The 17,543-nt window shown below is 63.5% G+C and carries 16 protein-coding genes; 7 read left to right on the top strand and 9 right to left on the bottom strand.

From position 1 onward, the window contains the following. The first annotated feature begins 267 nt into the window (after positions 1 to 267). The 4 genes from BN1188_RS11545 to BN1188_RS11530 all read left to right on the top strand — a co-directional run bounded on the left by BN1188_RS11545 (position 268) and on the right by BN1188_RS11530 (position 5,241). Positions 268 to 1,563: an NCS2 family permease gene (locus BN1188_RS11545; RefSeq protein ID WP_040261632.1), complete on the top strand. Its 1,296-nt coding sequence runs from the start codon at positions 268 to 270 to the stop codon at positions 1,561 to 1,563. After that, complete coding sequence (trmA, locus tag BN1188_RS11540) at positions 1,560 to 2,642, top strand: tRNA (uridine(54)-C5)-methyltransferase TrmA (protein WP_040261631.1); 1,083 nt, start codon at positions 1,560 to 1,562, stop codon at positions 2,640 to 2,642. Before BN1188_RS11545 ends, trmA begins: the two co-directional genes overlap by 4 nt. Positions 2,643 to 2,829: 187 nt before the next feature. Next, entirely contained in the window at positions 2,830 to 4,242 is a 1,413-nt protein-coding gene (locus BN1188_RS11535) for an MFS transporter (RefSeq protein WP_040261630.1), read from the top strand. 123 nt (positions 4,243 to 4,365) lie between these two features. Beyond that, entirely contained in the window at positions 4,366 to 5,241 is an 876-nt protein-coding gene (locus BN1188_RS11530) for a shikimate dehydrogenase (RefSeq protein WP_040261629.1), read from the top strand. Positions 5,242 to 5,297: 56 nt separating this feature from the next. Here BN1188_RS11530 and BN1188_RS11525 read toward each other — a convergent pair whose 3' ends face one another. The 5 genes from BN1188_RS11525 to BN1188_RS11505 form a co-directional block, all read right to left on the bottom strand. After that, positions 5,298 to 5,960, bottom strand: coding sequence for a TetR/AcrR family transcriptional regulator (locus BN1188_RS11525; protein ID WP_040261628.1), 663 nt, complete (start codon positions 5,958 to 5,960; stop codon positions 5,298 to 5,300). A 92-nt stretch (positions 5,961 to 6,052) separates the two neighbouring features. Continuing rightward, positions 6,053 to 7,978 (bottom strand): 3-dehydroshikimate dehydratase QuiC, encoded by a 1,926-nt coding sequence (gene quiC / locus BN1188_RS11520; RefSeq protein ID WP_040261627.1) that lies wholly within the window; start codon positions 7,976 to 7,978, stop codon positions 6,053 to 6,055. Between the two features lie 170 nt (positions 7,979 to 8,148). After that, a complete protein-coding gene (locus BN1188_RS11515; protein ID WP_084596206.1) occupies positions 8,149 to 9,117 on the bottom strand; it encodes a DMT family transporter in 969 nt (322 codons plus the stop codon). Then, entirely contained in the window at positions 9,114 to 9,932 is an 819-nt protein-coding gene (locus BN1188_RS11510; protein WP_040263865.1) for a sugar phosphate isomerase/epimerase family protein, read from the bottom strand. The genes BN1188_RS11515 and BN1188_RS11510 overlap by 4 nt, the downstream gene beginning before the upstream one ends. A gap of 66 nt (positions 9,933 to 9,998) precedes the next feature. Beyond that, positions 9,999 to 10,775 (bottom strand): IclR family transcriptional regulator, encoded by a 777-nt coding sequence (locus tag BN1188_RS11505; protein ID WP_040261626.1) that lies wholly within the window; start codon positions 10,773 to 10,775, stop codon positions 9,999 to 10,001. Positions 10,776 to 10,926: 151 nt separating this feature from the next. Between BN1188_RS11505 and BN1188_RS11500 the strand changes: the two genes are divergently transcribed. Both BN1188_RS11500 and BN1188_RS11495 read left to right on the top strand, forming a co-directional pair. Then, a complete protein-coding gene (locus BN1188_RS11500) occupies positions 10,927 to 12,642 on the top strand; it encodes an FAD-dependent oxidoreductase (RefSeq protein ID WP_040261624.1) in 1,716 nt (571 codons plus the stop codon). Between the two features lie 17 nt (positions 12,643 to 12,659). Beyond that, positions 12,660 to 13,484, top strand: coding sequence for an aldo/keto reductase (locus BN1188_RS11495; RefSeq protein ID WP_040261623.1), 825 nt, complete (start codon positions 12,660 to 12,662; stop codon positions 13,482 to 13,484). A gap of 39 nt (positions 13,485 to 13,523) precedes the next feature. On the opposite strand, the gene pcaG is transcribed toward BN1188_RS11495, so the two are convergent. Next, positions 13,524 to 14,129: a protocatechuate 3,4-dioxygenase subunit alpha gene (pcaG, locus tag BN1188_RS11490; protein WP_040261622.1), complete on the bottom strand. Its 606-nt coding sequence runs from the start codon at positions 14,127 to 14,129 to the stop codon at positions 13,524 to 13,526. 14 nt (positions 14,130 to 14,143) lie between these two features. Further along, positions 14,144 to 14,863, bottom strand: coding sequence for a protocatechuate 3,4-dioxygenase subunit beta (gene pcaH, locus BN1188_RS11485; protein WP_040261621.1), 720 nt, complete (start codon positions 14,861 to 14,863; stop codon positions 14,144 to 14,146). 148 nt (positions 14,864 to 15,011) lie between these two features. On the opposite strand from pcaH, the gene ypfJ reads away from it, so the two are divergent. Continuing rightward, complete coding sequence (ypfJ, locus tag BN1188_RS11480; protein WP_040261620.1) at positions 15,012 to 15,896, top strand: KPN_02809 family neutral zinc metallopeptidase; 885 nt, start codon at positions 15,012 to 15,014, stop codon at positions 15,894 to 15,896. Between the two features lie 68 nt (positions 15,897 to 15,964). Here the strand turns inward: ypfJ and BN1188_RS11475 are convergent, their stop codons facing one another. Further along, on the bottom strand, positions 15,965 to 16,573 hold the full coding sequence (locus tag BN1188_RS11475) for an HAD family hydrolase (protein ID WP_040263864.1): 609 nt from the start codon (positions 16,571 to 16,573) through the stop codon (positions 15,965 to 15,967). Then, positions 16,570 to 17,439 carry an acyl-CoA thioesterase II gene (gene tesB / locus BN1188_RS11470; protein WP_040261619.1) on the bottom strand — a complete coding sequence of 290 codons (870 nt, stop codon included), beginning with the start codon at positions 17,437 to 17,439 and terminating at the stop codon, positions 16,570 to 16,572. Before tesB ends, BN1188_RS11475 begins: the two co-directional genes overlap by 4 nt. Between the last annotated feature and the right edge of the window lie 104 nt (positions 17,440 to 17,543).

Genomic DNA, 17,543 nt, shown 5'->3' with positions numbered 1-17,543 from the left:
GACGAGCTTCCCTGCGGCGGATGCCTGGACTAGAACTGTTGAATACGAATCGGCAACGCGTTGCGTTCGAATATCCGGCAATCAGGTATGCACTTTGCACAGCCCGCTCATCGCGCTGCAAGCGCGCAGGCAGGCGGAATGACCGAGGCGCGTTCTCCCGGCGAATAAGCGCTGGTATGATGCGCCGCTTTTTTAGGCCTATGACAAAGCGGTGCTTCGTCATAGGCCATCATTAGTGGCGTCAATGAGACGCTTTGGGGAGCGGGCATGCTGGAAAGGTTGTTTCAGTTACGGGCACACAATACCAACGTGCGCACCGAGATCCTGGCAGGGGTAACTACCTTCCTGGCCATGGCCTATATTCTGTTCGTCAATCCCAGCATCCTGGGCGGCACGGGCATGGACAAGGGCGCCATCTTCGTCGCCACCTGCCTGGCCGCGGCCATCGGCTCGGCCACCATGGGGCTGATCGCCAACTACCCCATCGCCCTGGCCCCCGGCATGGGGCTGAACGCCTTTTTCACTTATACCGTGGTACTGCACATGGGCCACAGCTGGCAGGTGGCCCTAGGCGCGGTGTTCCTGTCGGCGGTGTGCTTCTTCCTGCTGTCCATCTTCAAGATCCGCGAGTGGATCGTGAACAGCATCCCGCTGCCGTTGCGCAGCGCCATTGCCGCGGGCATCGGCCTGTTCCTGGCATTGATCGCCCTGCAGAACGCCGGCATCGTGGTGGATAACCCCGCCACCCTGGTCGGCCTGGGTGACCTCAAGCAGCCTGGCGCCATCCTGGCAGCCTTGGGCTTCGTGCTGATCGTGGGCCTGGAAGCCCTCAAGGTGCGTGGCGCGGTGCTGATCGGCATCCTGGCAGTGACCGTGGTATCCATCCTGCTGGGCCTGAGCCCGTTCAACGGGCTGGTCTCCATGCCGCCTTCGCTGGCTCCCACCTTCCTGCAACTGGACATCGCCGGCGCGCTGAACATCGGCCTGGTGAGCGTGATCTTCGCCTTTCTGTTCGTGGACCTGTTCGACAACTCTGGCACCCTCATCGGCGTGGCCAAGCGCGCCGGGTTGATGGGCAAGGACGGGCGCATGCCCAAGATGGGCCGCGCGCTGATCGCCGACAGCACCGCCGCCATGGCCGGGTCGCTGCTGGGCACGTCCACCACCACCAGCTACATCGAGTCCGCCGCCGGGGTCAGCGCCGGTGGCCGTACCGGCCTGACGGCCATCGTAGTGGCGGTACTCTTCCTGCTGGCATTGTTCTTCGCGCCCCTGGCTGGCAGCGTACCGGCCTACGCCACGGCCCCAGCCTTGCTGTTCGTGGCCGTGCTCATGGCGTCGGGCCTGGCGGAAATCAACTGGGAGGACATTACCGAGGCCGCGCCGGTGGTGGTCACGGCCCTGGCCATGCCCCTGACCTACTCCATCGCCAACGGTATCGCATTCGGCTTTATCACCTGGACGGCCATCAAGCTGGTGTCCGGTCGAACCCGCGACCTGAACCCTGCGCTGATCATCCTTTCGGTGTTGTTCGTGATCAAGCTGGCCTGGTTCAACGCATGAGCGGCTTGAACCCGGCGGGGTACGCGCAGCAGCTGGACGAGAAGGTGGCCCGGCTGAAGGCCCTGCTGGCGCCCTTCGACGCGCCCGCGCCGGACGTCTTCGAGTCGCCCCGGGAGCATTACCGCATGCGTGCCGAGTTCCGCCTGTGGCGCGAAGGCGGCCAACGCCACTATGCGATGTTCAGCCCTGGCGACAAACGCACGCCTATCCTGATCGAGCAGTTTCCAGTAGCCAGTGCCCGCATCAATGAGCTGATGCCACAGCTCAAGGCGGCCTGGCAGGCGGATGAGGTACTTGACCACAAGCTGTTCCAGGTTGAATTCCTGACGACCCTGACCGGGGAGGCGCTGATTACGCTGTGCTATCACCGCCCGCTGGATACTCGGTGGGAGCAGGCTGCGCACGCCCTGGCGGCGCGACTGGGGGTCAGCCTGATCGGCCGCTCCCGTGGGCAGCGCCTGGTGATCGGCCAGGACCATGTTACCGAGCGCATGACGGTCGCCGGCCGCACCTTCAGCTACCGCCAGCCGGAAGGCGCATTTACCCAGCCCAATGCCCAGGTGTGCGGCCACATGCTCAATTGGGCCCATGAGGTACTGGGGCAGCGCGAGGATGACCTGCTGGAGCTGTACTGCGGCAATGGCAACTTCACCCTCCCCCTGGCTACCCGGGTACGCCGGGTTCTGGCAACCGAGATCAGCAAGACCAGTGTCGCCGCGGCGCTGCACAACCTGGCGGATAACGCCGTCGACAACGTCACTCTGGTGCGGCTGTCGGCCGAAGAGCTCACCCAGGCGCTCAACGGCGTTCGCGAGTTCCGTCGTCTGCAAGGTGTAGATCTGGCAGCCTATGCCTTCGGTACGGTCTTCGTGGACCCGCCTCGGGCCGGGATGGACCCGCAGACCTGCGAATTGACTCGGCGCTTCGACAACATCCTGTATATCTCCTGCAATCCGGAAACCCTGGCCGCCAACCTGGCGCAGTTGAACGATACTCACCAGGTGGTGCGTTGCGCCCTCTTCGACCAGTTCCCTTATACCCATCACATGGAAGCCGGGGTACTGCTCACGCGGCGCTGAACCCTGGCGAAGGACAACAGGGAGCCTGAGCCAGGCTGCGGTCTCTCATTCGCTGCGGGGGCTGTTCAAAGCCAGCACGTGGGTACAGCAGCCTGAACCTGGCCTGCCCCATGGTTGCCAAGCCGCCACCTCAGGTTGACAAAGCCGCAGGCCAGGACGTTTCATCGCCCTCTACTCCGGAGGGCTTGTGAGCACAACGACTACCCTTGGCGCCTCGCCTTCGCGGGCGCGCTGGCTGGCCCTGCTGGTGGCCGCCGCCTTCTTCATGGACAACCTGGACGCCACCGTCATCGTCACCGCGCTACCTGCCATGGCGAGGTCCTTCGGCGTGGGCCCGGTGGACGTGAACGTGGGTATCACCACCTATGTGCTGACGCTGGCGGTCTTCATTCCCGCCAGCGGCTGGATGGCCGAACGCTTCGGCCATCGACGGGTGTTCATGGGGGCGCTGTTGCTGTTCACCCTGGCGTCGGTACTGTGCGCCGGCAGCCAGACCCTCTGGCAGTTCGTGCTCGCCCGGGCGCTGCAGGCGGTGGGCGGTGCCATGATGGTGCCAGTGGGTCGCTTGGCGGTACTGCGCAATACCGAAAAGCAACACCTGCTTGGCGCCATCGCGTTGATTACCTGGCCAGGGCTGGTGGCGCCAGTGCTGGGCCCGCCCTTGGGCGGCTTCATCACCAGCTATGCGTCCTGGCATTGGATTTTCCTGCTCAATCTTCCCCTTGGGCTGTTGGCCTTGGTCTTTGCCTGGCGGCTGATGCCCCAGCAACCCGCGGCTACTCAACCACAGCCGTTCGACCTGATCGGCTTCGCCTATTGCGCCCTGGGCTGCGCGAGCCTGGTGCACGGCCTGGAACAGGTAGGCAAGGCGCCCGCCGCCGCGGCCAACTACCTCTGGCTGGGGGCGAGCGCCCTGCTGCTTTGGGCCCTGTATCGCCACCTGGGCAAGGCCCAGGCGCCGCTGCTGCGCCTGGAAGCCCTGCGGGTCCATACCTATGCGGTGACCGTTCGCGGCGGCTCCCTGTACCGGGCCATGGTCAGCACGGCGCCGTTCCTGCTGCCGCTGATGTTCCAGCTCGGCTTCGGCCTCGAACCCTATGTGTCGGGGTTGCTGGTACTTGCCCTGTTCGCTGGCAATATCGGCATGAAACCTATGACCTCGCCCATCCTGCGCCGCCTGGGCTTCCGTGCCACGCTGCTGGCCAGCATCGCGGTGTTGGCAGCCACCTGCTTCGCCTGCGCCGCCATGACGCCGGCTACGCCGCTCTGGCTCATGGTGCCAGTGCTGATCATCTCTGGCATGGCCCGCTCCATGGGCTTCACCGCCTATCACAGCCTGGCCTTCGCCGACATGCCCGCGCCCTTGATGACTTCGGCCAATACGCTGTTCAGCATGGTGCAGCAACTGGCGTTCGGTTTGGGAATAGCCGCAGCGGTGATTCTTCTGCGCGCCGCGGAAGGCCTGCTGGAAGTCAGCCCGGGGAGTCTTGAGGCCTTTCACCTGGCCTTTTGCGCCGTGGGGATACTGACCCTGGCGGCAGGCATGGACGCCTGGAGCCTGGCGCCGAAAGCGGGAGCCAACGTCTCTGGGCAACGTTGACCGATTGCCGCCCGGTTTTTTTGCCTGGGCACGGCAGAGGCTGCTCGAGCCATTGACCTAAGTAACCGGGTGGTACAATTTACTTCCAGCGGCCCCGGCCAAGAATAACAATGGAGTTTTATCATGAGCGCAGTTCCCGCCGCCCGCGCGGCCCAGCCCAGCGTCCTTGCCGGGCTTATCGGTTCGGGCATCCAGTTATCCCGCACGCCCGCCATGCATGAACAGGAAGGCAAGGCCCAAGGGCTTGGCTATGTGTATCGGCTGATCGACCTGGATGCGCTGAAGCTGGACAACAGTGCCCTCGAAGAACTGCTCACTGCGGCCCAACGCATGGGCTTCACCGGCTTGAACATTACCTTCCCCAGCAAGCAGGCGATCATTCCTTATCTCGACGAGCTATCCAGCGAAGCCCAGGGCATAGGCGCGGTGAACACCGTGGTGCTCAAGAATGGCAAGCGGGTGGGCCACAATACCGATTGCCTGGGCTTCGCCGAAGGCTTCCGGCGCGGCCTCGTCGATGCGCCTCGCCAGCGGGTGGTTCAGATGGGCGCCGGTGGCGCCGGCTCGGCCGTGGCCCATGCCTTGCTGCTGGAAGGGGTACGCCAGCTGACCCTGTTCGACGTGAACCCGCAGAGCGCGCGTACCCTGGTCGACAACCTCAACGCCCACTTCCCGGGCCAGCCGGCGCGGGTAGGTGACGACCTCGCCGTTGCCGTGGGTGAGGCGGACGGTATCGTCAATACCACGCCCATGGGCATGGCCAAGCTGCCCGGCACGCCCGTGCCCAAGGCACTTTTGCGGCCCGAGTTATGGGTGGCTGAAATCGTTTATTTCCCCCTCGAAACCCAGCTGCTCAAGGATGCCCGGGCTCTGGGCTGCCGCACCCTCGATGGCAGTACCATGGCGGTGTTCCAGGCCGTGAAGGCCTTCGAGCTGTTCACCGGCCTGGAAGCGGATGCCGAACGCATGACCGCGCATTTCCACAGCATGAACGGCTGACGGCCGCAGGCCCGGTCGACGCCAAGCCAGCGCGCCCGGGCTGGCTTGGGGCCAGGTCAGGCTTTGACGAAACGTACGAGCGCGTCCACGATCATTTCCCGGTGGTGCTGTTTCAGGACGGGGTCCTTGAAATCCACCTGGAAGATCTCGCCGAAGGTATGCTGGTTCGATACCCGATAAAAGCAGAACGAGCTGATCAGCATGTGCACGTCCATGGCTTGCAGGCCCTGGCGGAACACCCCGCTCGCCACGCCCTTGGCCAGAAGCGCCTCGATCTGGTCCAGCACGGTGCGGTTCATGCTGCGAATGGAGCGTGACTGCTTGATGTATTCACCCTGGTGGATGTTTTCGTTGCAGACGATGCGCACGAAATCCACGTTGCGGTCGTGGTGGTCGAAGGTGAACTCCACCAGGCGCTTGAGCCCTTCGAAGGGGTCCAGTTCGGTCAGATGCATGCTGCTTTCGGTCTGCCGGATATCGCCGTACAGCTTCTCCAGCACCTCGACGTACAGCTGCTCCTTGCTGTTGAAGTAGTAATAGATCATCCGCTTGGACGTTTGCGTCCGCTCGGCGATGGCGTCTACCCGGGCGCCAGCGAGGCCCTGCGCAACGAATTCGGTGATTGCCGCCTGGAGGATGCTTTCCCGGGTCTTTTCCGGGTTGTTCTTGCGGATACGCTTGGGCGTGCCGGTTTCCGGCGCGTCTGATGTTATTGTCATGGGCTCTGGGCCTGTGTGGGTCAGCGGTGATTATGAGCCGCCGGGGCGCTGGAAGGAAGCAGCCCCGGGCAATCCGCCCCCTGGCTCCGCGCTTACAAACGTGTCTGCCGCGCGGTTCCACTGCGCGCCTTGGCCATGGCCGCCAGGCGCACCGCCACGTTGGCGGCTCCGTAACCGGCATAACCGCCCCGGCGCTGGATCACCTCGAAGAAGAAGCGGTTCTCGAAGGGCTCGGTGTACACATGGAACAGCTCGCCACCGTTGGCATCGCGGTCGTAGAGCACGTTGAAGTACGCCAGCTCGCTGAGGAATTCGTCGTCGAAGTCGAAGCGCGCGGCCAGATCGTCGTAATAGTTGAGCGGAATTTCCAGCAACGGCAGGCCAGCCTCCTTGGCCTGGGTGACCGCGGCGAAGATATCGTCACAATCGAACGCGATGTGATGCACGCCCGAGCCTCGATAGGACGAGAGCGCATGGGAAATCGCCGTGCCTCGGTTCTCCGAGATGTTCAGTGGCAGGCGCACGGTGCTGCAGCGGCTGCGGATGGCCCGGCTTTTCACCAGGCCGTAGGGGTCGGGTAGCACTACTTCGTCGTCAGCGGTGAAGTCCAGCACGCTTTTGTAGAACAGCACCCAACTGTCCAGCGCGTCGGGCGGCAGCGCCATGGCCATGTGGTCGATGCGCTTGAGGCCGCCTGTGCCAGCAGGTGTCAGCGTGTTGAGATTGAAGTCCGTCTCGTAGATGGTGCGGCCCTGGGCATCCTGGTCTACCAGGTAGATCAGGCTGCCATCGGGCGCCCGCACTGCCGCCAGCTCCCGTTCGTTGGGGCCGACCAGGCCGCGGTAGGGCTGCGCCTTGTAGGCGACCGCGCGTTGCAGCGCCTCGGCGCCGTCGCGCACCCGTAGGGCAGTGGCGCAAAGCGAGGGGCCATGGGCTTCGAAGAAGTTGTGCGCGAAGGAATAGGGTTCTGAATTGAGGATCAGATTGATGTCGTTCTGACGCAGCAGGGTGACATTCTTGGAGCGGTGCTGGCCCGCCACGGTAAAGCCCAGCTGGCCAAGCCAGTGCTTGAGCTTGGCGCCGGCGGCTTCGTCCACCGCGAACTCAAGGAACTCGACGCCGTCGTAAGGCGCAGCCGCGGGTGTGCTGAACAACTGCTCGCTGGCGACCTTGGCGGTGGCCTGGGTATCCGTTTCGGCGGCCAGCAACTGACGTGTTTTCTCTTCAAGGTACAAGAGCGAACGCAGGCCGTCGGCGGCATTGCCGCGAGGCGGGGCAGCGCGGAAGCCATCGTTGAAGATTTCCAGGGACAATGGCCCTTGATAGCCGGTTTTCAGGATAGGCGCCAGGAAACCGGGAAGGTCGAAATCGCCCTGGCCGGGGAAGTTGCGGAAATGACGGCTCCACTCCAGCACATCCATGGCCAGCACTGGCGCGTCGGCCATTTGCACGAAGAAGATCTTGTCTGCCGGTACCTGGGCGATGGCTCGCGGGTCGCCGCGCAGCGACAGGGTATGGAAGCTGTCCAGGATCATGCCCAGGCTAGGGTGGTTCACTTCCCGAACGATGTCCCATACCTGCTGCCAGGTGTTGACATGGCGCCCCCAGGCCAGGGCTTCGTAGCCAATGCGCAAGCCACGCTCTCCTGCCCGCTCGGCCAGCAGCGCCATGTCCTCCACCAGAACCGCATGATCACCCAGGGCATCGGGGGCAACGTTGCTGCACACCAGCACCAGGTCGGTGCCCAGCTCCTGCATGAGGTCGAACTTGCGCTCGGCGCGCTCCAGATTGCGCGCCAAGCGATCGCGCCGCACGCCTTCGAAATCTCGAAACGGCTGGAACAGTGTGATCGCAATGCCCAGATCGGCGCACATCTGGCGCACTTCGCGCGGGCTTCCGTCGTAATACAGAAGGTCGTTTTCGAAGATCTCCACCCCATCGAACCCGGCGGCGGCAATGGCTTCGAGTTTTTCTGGCAAGGTGCCGCTGAGGGATACGGTGGCGATCGAACGGTGCATGCTGTCACTCCTGAAGGCTGCGCGTGGCGGCTTGACCGAACCGTTCGCACTGCGCCTGGCCAGCCTGGGCTGACCAAAAGATTTCTGGGTTTTGTCGGACCGTTTATACCCGAAAAACCCGCTGCTCTAGCGTACCAACCGGTTAGTTTTCTGTTCGATTACCGCCCACGCTAGGCCGTCTTGGCGGGCTCTATCGGCGCAACAGGGGTAACCGCCTCCGTTGATTGGGCCGATTTGGCTGAAGAGGGTTCCGCAGCCTTGGCGCGACGCTGCAGCCATGCCGCAGCCACGCCACTGGCACAGATCACGCAAATGCCGATGATCGTAAGACCGGTGGGCTGGTGATTGAAAATCAGCAGGCCATAGAGGCCGGCGAAGACGATCTGGCAGTACCCCAGGGGCGCGAGCAGCGCCGGTGGCGCATGACGAAAGGCTTGGGTGAGCAACAGGTGGGCCGTCATGCCGCAGGTGCCGAGGGCCAGCATGAAGATGCCATCGAGCCAGCTTGGCCAGTGCCAGAAGCACGGCACCACGGCGCTCATCAGCAGGGTATTGAATACGCCCGCAAAGAAGTTGCTGGTGGTGGGGCTGTCCACCTCGGCCACTTTGCGAGTCAGGATCTGGTAGAAGCAGAAACACAGGGCCGAGCCGAAAGGAAAAAGAATCGCGGGCGTAAACAGATCCCCACCCGGGTGAACGATGGTGACCACGCCGCAAAAGCCGATCAGTACGGCTGTCCACTGTCCGGCCGTGACACGTTCACCCAGTAGCGGAACCGACAGCGCGGTCACCAGCAAGGGGGCCAGGAAGTTGACCGCCGTGGCTTCGGCCAGGGGAATGTACTGCAGGCCAGAAGTGAAGAGCAGGCTCGTGCCCAGCAGGCATAGGGCGCGGAGAATCTGCAGCAGCGGCCGACGAGTGCGAAGGATGCGAAGCCCCGACCGTGGCAGAAAGATGCCCATCATCAGCAAGGTATGCACGAAATAGCGGACCCAGATCACCAGCATCACCGGATAGATGCCCGACAGGTACTTGGAGAGCACGTCATGGCTGGCGAACAGCAAGGTCGCGATCACCATCAGCAACATGCCCTTCAGCGGTTGGCTGGAGCCGGTCAGCGAGAGGGCGGACTTAGTCATGGGCAGAGGCGTTCCAGTACGCGATGAGTCGCTTCCAATGCCAGGGTGGCGCGCTCCAGCGGGCTCATTCCCTGTTCCAGCAGGCGGCGGGTAGGAATTTCCAGGCTCAATGAGATAGCCGGTGGCAACGCTCGTAGCAGGCTGGGCAAATCACAATCTCCGTCCCCGGGCATGCAGCGCTCATTGCGCGCTTCATACAGTATGCGGGCCATGTCCGCGGGGGGCGGCCCCGCGATATCGCAGAGCTGAGCGTAGCGCATGCGGCCGGGCGGCAACTGTTCCAGTTGCGACAGGGAAGAGCCGGAACGGTTGAAATGAAACGCATCCACCAGCACGCAGCCATTGGCCTGCCCGGCTTGCTCCACCACGCTGATGGCCGTGGCCAGGTCCGGCACGTCCGTCCAGGGCATGAATTCGAGATGGGGATGGATGCCGTAAGGGGCGGCCAGCTCGCACAACTGGCCAAAGCGCTCGGCGCAGCGGGAAAGGTCGGGGTCGTTACCCGCTACCAGCAGCTCGGTCGCCCCGCAGTCGCCACCGAAGGCCAGGTGTGACTCGAACGCGCGCACCTGGGTGTCAGGCTTCAACCTGAGAATTTCCAGGTCCAGGACCCGGATCCCGGTATCCCGCAGGCGCGCTAGGGTGGCGCGGCGCAAGGCAGCGTCCGCCAGGAGAGGATAGTGATGCTCTGCCGAAGTGGCTGGCTCGGTGCGCAAGCCGACATGGCTGTAGCCTGCGCGCGCGGCGACTTCGATCATCTCCACCGGAGACAGTTCGAGCACGGTGAGTGCCGCCAGGGAAAAAGGTCGCCGCATGAACATTGCCACCTGAAGGGATGCTGATATTTAGAACGGAGTTCCAGGTTCAATACAAGCCTTGGATCAACGAAACCATTCGCAGGCCATGCTGGCCTGAGCCAGTTCCACCGCGGCGGCCTGTGTCGCCGGGGCCAGGCCATGAAGCCGGGCCTCGGGCAGCCTGGCAGTCGGCCCCGCGACGCTGAGTACACCCAGGGTGGCGCCGCTGTCGGGATGACGTACCGCCACCGCCAGGGCAGACATCCCCACCGCCGAACTCTCGATCACCCAGGCATAACCCTGAGCGCGCGCCAGGCGCAGCCGTGCCAACAATTGCTCCGTGTTGCGCGGGGCATTGGGGCCGAACCCTTCCGCCGGCGCAATTCCCTGGGCTTCCACCAAGGCCATGGCTTGGTCGTCATTGAGCGTGGCCAGCCAGGCATGGCCGGAGGCGGTATAGAACAAGGGTGCCTCACGCCCCATGTCTGGGTCATAGCGCAGCCCGCTACGAGCGCCCTGGGCCTTGGCCAGCCAGGTCAGGCGCGCGCCGTCGACCACGCCCAGCCGGATGAGCTCCGCGGTTTGCTCAGCCAGGCGATCCAGGATGGGCTGCACGATATCCACACCGCTGTGGCCCAAGTAGCGAAAGCCTTGGGCCACCAGGCGCGTGGTCAGCAGGTAGCGAAGGTTTTCCGCATTCTGACGCACGTAGCCCAAGCGGGTGAGTTCGGTGAGCAAGCGGTGCGCGGCGCTCTTGGGAAGGTCCAAGGCCTCGGCCAGGCTTTGCAAGGAAAGGCCCCGCGGCTCATGGGTCAGCCTCTCGACCACGCGAAAGGCTCGTTCTATCTGACTTCCGGCCATGCTGAGCCCTTAATGATCGGCACAATGAGAGGCCAAAGGAGCGCTGTGCGATCTTCGCCCGCTTTTCAGCGGGCCGCATAGCGAAGCCTGGGTTTGGCGCCCTACAATTCTGGAACAAGGTTCCAATAATTACCATGCCTTTGGAGTTGCAATGTCCGAACCCCTTCACCCTTTTCCAAGCGTAGATTGCGATCTGCTGGTAATCGGCTCTGGTGCTGGAGGGTTAGCCACCGCCGTGACCGCCGCCTGGCATGGCCTCAGTGTAATCGTTGTCGAGAAAGCGCCGGTCTTGGGTGGTGCCAGCGCCTGGTCCGGCGGCTGGATGTGGATACCTTGCAATCCCCTGGCCCGGCGAGCCGGCATCGTGGAGCCATTGAGTGAACCGCGCCGCTATCTCGAGCATGAACTGGGCGAGCGCTTCGACCCTGTGCGCGTGGACGCCTTCCTGAAGGCAGGGCCGGAGATGGTGGCCTTCTTCGAGCAGTACACCTCGCTACAGTTCGTGGACGGTAATGCCATCGCGGACATTCATGGCGCGTCGCCAGGCGCCGGCACTGGCGGCCGCTCGGTAATCGCCGCGCCGATCAGCGCCTATGGTCTGGGCAGGCTGTTACCCAAGCTCAGGCACACGCTGCGGGAAACCGCTGTGATGGGGATGCCCATCATGGCCGGTCCGGACCTGGCTGCCTTTCTTAGCCTCACCCGCTCCTGGCGCTCGGCCTGGCACGTGACAAGACGCGTCGCCGCTCACTGCCTGGGCCTGCTTCTGAAAGGGCGTGCTACTCACTTGGTCAATGGGGTGGCCCTGATCGCGCGCCTGGCCAAGTCCGCCGAAGACCTGGGTGTGCTGCTCTGGCCACAAGCGCCTGCCCGGCGGCTGATTCAGCAGGATGGGCGCGTCACGGGCGCCGAGGTGGTTACCCCCAAAGGACGGGTACGGGTGCATGCACGGCGAGGCGTGGTCCTGGCAACGGGCGGCTTCGCCCATGACGAAGCGCGCCGTCGCGCCTTGTTTCCGCGTATCCCTACAGGCCAGGAGCACCTGGCGTTGCCACCACAAGAAGTCAGTGGCGATGGCCTTCGCCTGGGGGAAAGCGTGGGCGGCGTTGTCGCCACCGACCTGGCCAGCCCCGCGGCCTGGTGCCCGGTGTCCAAGGTGCCCTACCCCGGCGGCGCCTACGGCCACTTTCCTCATATCATCGATCGAGGAAAGCCTGGCGTATTCGCGGTGCTGGCCAACGGTGAACGCTTCGTCAACGAGGCCGATGGCTATTACGATTACACCCAGGCCATGATCGACCAGGCGCCTGGCGATAACGTGGTGTCCTGGCTGATCTGCGATCACCGCTTCCTGCGACGCTATGGCCTGGGCATCGCCCGCCCCTTCCCTTTCCCCGTCGAGCCCATGGTGCGCTGCGGTTACCTCAAGCGCGGCGCGACCATCACCGAGCTGGCCCACACGTGCGGGATCGACGCACAAGCCTTGGAACGAACCCTCATTGCCTTCAACGAACACGCCCGTACTGGCAACGACCCCCAGTTCGGTCGAGGCACCACCCCCTACAACCGCAAGCAGGGCGACCCCCGCCATGGCCCCAACCCCTGCGTGGCACCTTTGCAGCATCCCCCCTTCTATGCCGTGGAGGTTCGCCCAGGCAGCTTTGGCACCTTCGCCGGCTTGGACACCGACGCCCAGGCCCGGGTGTTGAACGCCGATGGCTCGCCGGTTCAGGGCTTGTATGCCGTAGGCACCGACATGGCCAGCATCATGGGTGGGTACTACCCGGCCGGCGGCATCAACCTGGGCCCGGCCATGACCTTCGGTTACATTGCCGGTCGTCATGCGGCCGGTGCACCGCAGGATTGATCACCAAGGAGGCTGTTATGGAAACCATCAGCAACGCACACGGCTTGAACCTGCCCAAGCTCGGCCTGGGCACCTGGCCCATGCTCGATGCCGAATGCACCCGCGCGGTGCTCAGCGCGCTGGAGCTGGGCTACCGACATATCGATACCGCCGCGGCCTATAACAACGAAGCCGCGGTTGGCGAGGCGCTCAGCACCACGGATGTGCCCCGCGAACACATCCATGTGACGACCAAAGTCTGGTGGGACAAGCTGGAACCTGCCGCCTTGCAAGCCTCCTTCGAGGACAGCCTCAAGGCATTGCGCACCGACTACGTGGACCTGTTTTTGATTCATTGGCCTGGCCGCGGTGACTGGAACCTGCAAGCCAGCCTGGACGCCTTGACTGCTTTGTATGAGAGCGGCCGTGCCAAGGCCATTGGCGTGGCGAACTTTCCCCTGGCTCTGATGCGCCAAGCGGTCGAGGAATTGAAGGCGCCCTTGGCCGCGCTGCAGGTGGAGTATCACGTAGCGCTGGATCAGCAGCCGCTGCTGGACTTTTGCCGGCAGCACCAGATCGCGCTCACTGCCTACAGCCCGTTGGCGCGCAACCGCCTTTCAGATTACCAAGCCTTGCAGCAGATCGCTCACAAGCATGGGGTATTGCCCACCCAGGTCGCGCTGAAATGGTTGCTGGATCAGGAGGGCGTCGCCGCCATTCCGAAGGCGGCCAGCATCAATAACCAGCGAAGCAACCTGGAGGCTTTCAAGGTACGACTGGATGATGAAGACCGTGCCCTCATCGCCCAGTTGCCCAAGGATCAACGTCTGGTCAGCCCCGACTTCGCACCGAAGTGGGACTGACACTCCACCGCCCCGCTGGCACAGGAGGCTGCATGGGGCTCAGAAGTCGAAGAACACCGTCTCGCCTTCTCCCTGCACGCGGATGTCGAAGCGGTAAGCGGTTTTGCCGTTCACTTCACAACGCCGTGCAATCAGGGTTTCACGCCGCTGGGGTTGCTCGATCAGGTTGAGGATCGGGCACTTGGCGTTGGCCTCGGCTTCGTCGTCGAAATAGATGCGGGTTTGCAGGTGGATGTTGATTCCCCGAGCAAACAGGCTGACGTTGATGTGGGGCGCCATGGGAATGCCCGCCGTGGTAGTGACCACGCCCGGCTTGATGGTCTGCAGGCTCCACTCCCCGGCATCGAAGGTGGTGGCGGTACGGCCAAAGCTATTGAAGGGCTTTTCCAGGTTGAACTCGGTGTCGTAACGGCCTTGATGATCCGCTTGCCAGAACTCCAGGAAGGAGTCCCGGATCAGATGGCCGTTGCCGTCATAGACGTTGCCGACCAGCAGGATGTGCTCACCCGGCGCCCCGGGCTTGGCCATTTCGTTCCAGATTTCCTGCTCGCGGGTGGGGTTACCCGCCACACCCAGGGCCAGGCCGATATGCACATAGGGGCCAGCGGTTTGCGAAGGGGTTTCCGGCAGAATTTGAACAGGCATTGACGGCGCTCCTCTCAGCAATTCTCGAAATGGGTCTGGCGTTGGCCGCGCAGCACGATATCGAAGCGGTAGGCCAGGCAATCCATGGGGTTGGCGTTGGTCATGTCCAGCCGCGCGATCAGGCTCTGAATCGCCTCAGGGTTGGCGATGGATTTCACGATCGGGCATAGAGGAATGAGCGGGTCGCCTTCGAAGTACAGCTGGGTGATCAAGCGGGTGGAAATGGACGGCCCGCTTACCGACACATGAATATGCGCCGGGCGCCAGTCGTTCGGGCCATTGCGCCACGGGTACGGGCCCGGCTTGATGGTGCGGAAGCTGTAATAGCCTTCGGCATTGGTGCGGGTACGGCCCACGCCGCCGAAGTTCGGGTCCAGCGGGGCCAGGTAGCGGTCGTTCTTGTGGCGATAACGGCCCCCGGCGTTGGCCTGCCACATCTCCACCAGGGTGTGGGGCACGGGTTTGCCGAACTGATCGAGCACGCGGCCCGCCACGATCACCCTTTCCCCGATGGGAAGGCCGCCATTATTGAAATTCAGCAGAAGATCGTTGTCGAACTTACCGAGCTTGAGGTGCGAGAAGTCTGGGCCGGTGCTTTCGCTTGCGGTTTGCGGAATGCTCACCAAGGCCTGGCGGGGCGAGCGCGGTACCGACGTCTTGTAGTCGGGGGTCAGCGCCTTGGGGTGCCAATTGCGGTCACGGATGATGAAGCGACTGGTGTCTTGTTCAGACATGTCGATCTCCTGTTATTGGATTTATAGGTCGCATGAATCAATACGCAGGCTGAGAGTGTCCGCCAACCGGAAGACGGCGGGAACTGAAAATACGCGGTGCTGACATAACCAAATGGTTATGCCAAATACAAAACGGAGAGGGCCCAGCATGCTCTGGAAAAAAGGCCGACGCAGTGACAACGTAGTGGATGCCCGTGGTGACGGGGGCGGTGGCGGTTATGGCGGTGGCGGGCTTCGCATCGGCGGCAAGGGCCTGAGCCTCGGGGCGGTGGTGCTGATCGTGGGTTTCGGTCTGCTCACCGGCCAGGACCCGATGCAAATACTGGGGCAACTGGCCGGCCAGGCCACGGGCCCTGCGCCAGTGCAACAACGCAGCACGCCCGCCACCGATGACCAGACCGAATTCGTGCGGTCCATCCTGGGTGACACCGAGGACACTTGGCAGGCCATCTTCAAGGAGGGCGGCCGCCAATACGAGGACCCTACCCTGGTGCTGTTCAATGGCCGGGTCAACTCAGCCTGCGGCCTGGCCTCCTCTGCCGTCGGCCCGTTCTATTGCCCAGGCGACCGCAAGGTGTACCTGGATACTTCCTTCTTCAATGAAATGAGCCAGCGCTTCCAGGCCGCGGGCGACTTCGCCCAGGCCTACGTCATCGCTCACGAAGTAGGCCACCATGTACAAACCCTGCTGGGCATTTCCCGCCAGGTAGACGCAGCGCGCCAGCAAGGCCAGCGAATGGAAGGCAACAATGGGTTGCTGGTTCGCCAGGAACTGCAGGCCGACTGCTTCGCAGGCGTCTGGGCCAACCATGCCCAGCAACGCCTGAACTGGCTCGAGGCCGGAGATGTGGAAGAAGCCCTCAACGCCGCCAATGCCATCGGCGACGACCGCCTGCAGGAGCAAGGTCAAGGGCGGGTAGTGCCCGACTCCTTTACCCACGGCACCTCGGCGCAGCGAGTGAAGTGGTTCAAGACCGGCTTCGAAAGCGGGCAGCTGGATCGGTGCGACACCTTCAACGCCAAGCAGTTGTAGGAGCCAGCGGAGCTGGCGAATTGGCCGAGCTAACCAAAGCCTATTCGCCAGCCCTCACTGGCTCGAGGTTATTCGATCCTCTGTGGCGGCTTGATCTTATCCAGCAACACCCCACAATCCACCGCATGCCAGTCCACCAATTCCGGCCAGGGGTTGCTGGGCAGGTTGACCAGTACCGTGCGTGTACCGGCGGCGCGGCCCGCCTCAAGGTCGAAGCGATAGTCGCCCACCATCACCATCTCGGCGGGGGCGACTTGCCAGGCCTGGGCGAGTTTATGCAGGCCTTCCGGGCTGGGCTTGAAGGCGGCTTCGTCGCGGCCGAGCACATCATCGCGGGCGAAGCAGTCACCGAGGCCAATGGCGGCCAGGGTGATATGGGCCAGCTCGCGGGCGTTGCGGGTCAGCACGCCCAGGCGCACGCCGCGCTCGGCCAGGTAGCGGACCAACGCCACGGCCCCGGGCGCGGGCCTGGCGGCCAGGGCCAGTTCACGCTCATGCTCCAGCAACCAGGCATGCTTCACCGCGGCTTGGGCCGGTGGAAGCGCGGCCAGGTGACCGAGGATGTCCTCCTCTAAAGGAATGTCCAAGGCTAGCCGGATGGCATTGAAATCATGGGCCGCCACGGTGAGGGTGCCGTCCATGTCGAAGACCCAGTGGCGAATCTCACTCAGCATCAGGCCCAGTCCTTCCGATGGCGGATCAGCCCTTCCTGGGCGGACGAAGCGACCAGTTGGCCCGCCCGGTTGTAGACACTGCCACGGGCGAAGCCGCGAGCGTTGCCCGCCCAAGGGCTATCCAGGGCGTACAGCAGCCAGTCGTCGGCGATCAGGTTGCCATGGAACCACAGGGCGTGATCCAGGCTGGCCATCTGCATGTCCCGGTGCCACACGCTCTTGCCATGAGGCAGCAGCGAAGTGGTGAGCAGGTTGAAGTCCGAAGCGTAGGCCATCACGTATTTGTGCAAGGCCGGCAGGTCCGCCAGCTGGCCATCGGCCCGGAACCACACATACTTGACCGGATCGCCGGGCGTGGGGTTATAGGGGTCGCGCTCTGTCACTGGCCGGATTTCGATGGGCTTGGGGCACAGCAGCTTTTCTCTCATGTGGAGCGGAATCAGCTCTTCCCGGTGACGCATCAACTCCAGTTCAGTGGGCAGGTTTTCCGGACCTACCACCTCGGGCATGTGGCTCTGGTGGGAAAAGCCTTCTTCGTCGTACTGGAAAGAGGCCGAGCAGGTGAAGATGGTGTTGCCCTTTTGCACGGCGGTGACCCGGCGTGTGGAAAAGCTGCCGCCGTCACGAACCCGGTCCACCATATACACCACTGGCAGGGAAGCGTCCCCGGGACGCAGGAAGTACCCGTGCAACGAATGGACGTGACGCGCCTCTTCTACGGTCTGGCTGGCCGCGGACAGCGACTGCCCCAGCACCTGGCCGCCGAACAGTTGGCGGAAGCCCAGGTCCTGGCTGCGCCCGCGGAACAGGTTTTCTTCGATGGGCTCCAAGGTCAGCAGGTTGACCAGATCATCCAGCACATGGCTCATTGCAGTGTTACCTCGCCTTACAAAATACCCAGGCAGCCATCATACCTTGATGTTCTCCGCCACCGCCCGCCTGCCGTGGGCAGCTGTGGATAAAGCTGGCACAC

The sequence above is a fragment of the Pseudomonas massiliensis genome (genome assembly GCF_000826105.1).
GTDB lineage: Bacteria > Pseudomonadota > Gammaproteobacteria > Pseudomonadales > Pseudomonadaceae > Aquipseudomonas > Aquipseudomonas massiliensis.
This window is presented reverse-complemented; position numbering and strand designations above follow the sequence as displayed.

Excerpts from the sequence above, each read along its gene's own strand:
- BN1188_RS11545 (WP_040261632.1), top strand. The coding sequence starts at position 268 with ATGCTGGAAAGGTTGTTTCAGTTACGGGCACACAATACCAACGTGCGC.
- trmA (WP_040261631.1), top strand. The coding sequence starts at position 1,560 with ATGAGCGGCTTGAACCCGGCGGGGTACGCGCAGCAGCTGGACGAGAAG.
- BN1188_RS11530 (WP_040261629.1), top strand. The coding sequence starts at position 4,366 with ATGAGCGCAGTTCCCGCCGCCCGCGCGGCCCAGCCCAGCGTCCTTGCC.
- BN1188_RS11525 (WP_040261628.1), bottom strand. The coding sequence starts at position 5,960 with ATGACAATAACATCAGACGCGCCGGAAACCGGCACGCCCAAGCGTATC.
- quiC (WP_040261627.1), bottom strand. The coding sequence starts at position 7,978 with ATGCACCGTTCGATCGCCACCGTATCCCTCAGCGGCACCTTGCCAGAA.
- BN1188_RS11515 (WP_084596206.1), bottom strand. The coding sequence starts at position 9,117 with ATGACTAAGTCCGCCCTCTCGCTGACCGGCTCCAGCCAACCGCTGAAG.
- BN1188_RS11510 (WP_040263865.1), bottom strand. The coding sequence starts at position 9,932 with ATGCGGCGACCTTTTTCCCTGGCGGCACTCACCGTGCTCGAACTGTCT.
- BN1188_RS11505 (WP_040261626.1), bottom strand. The coding sequence starts at position 10,775 with ATGGCCGGAAGTCAGATAGAACGAGCCTTTCGCGTGGTCGAGAGGCTG.
- BN1188_RS11500 (WP_040261624.1), top strand. The coding sequence starts at position 10,927 with ATGTCCGAACCCCTTCACCCTTTTCCAAGCGTAGATTGCGATCTGCTG.
- BN1188_RS11495 (WP_040261623.1), top strand. The coding sequence starts at position 12,660 with ATGGAAACCATCAGCAACGCACACGGCTTGAACCTGCCCAAGCTCGGC.
- pcaG (WP_040261622.1), bottom strand. The coding sequence starts at position 14,129 with ATGCCTGTTCAAATTCTGCCGGAAACCCCTTCGCAAACCGCTGGCCCC.
- pcaH (WP_040261621.1), bottom strand. The coding sequence starts at position 14,863 with ATGTCTGAACAAGACACCAGTCGCTTCATCATCCGTGACCGCAATTGG.
- ypfJ (WP_040261620.1), top strand. The coding sequence starts at position 15,012 with ATGCTCTGGAAAAAAGGCCGACGCAGTGACAACGTAGTGGATGCCCGT.
- tesB (WP_040261619.1), bottom strand. The coding sequence starts at position 17,439 with ATGAGCCATGTGCTGGATGATCTGGTCAACCTGCTGACCTTGGAGCCC.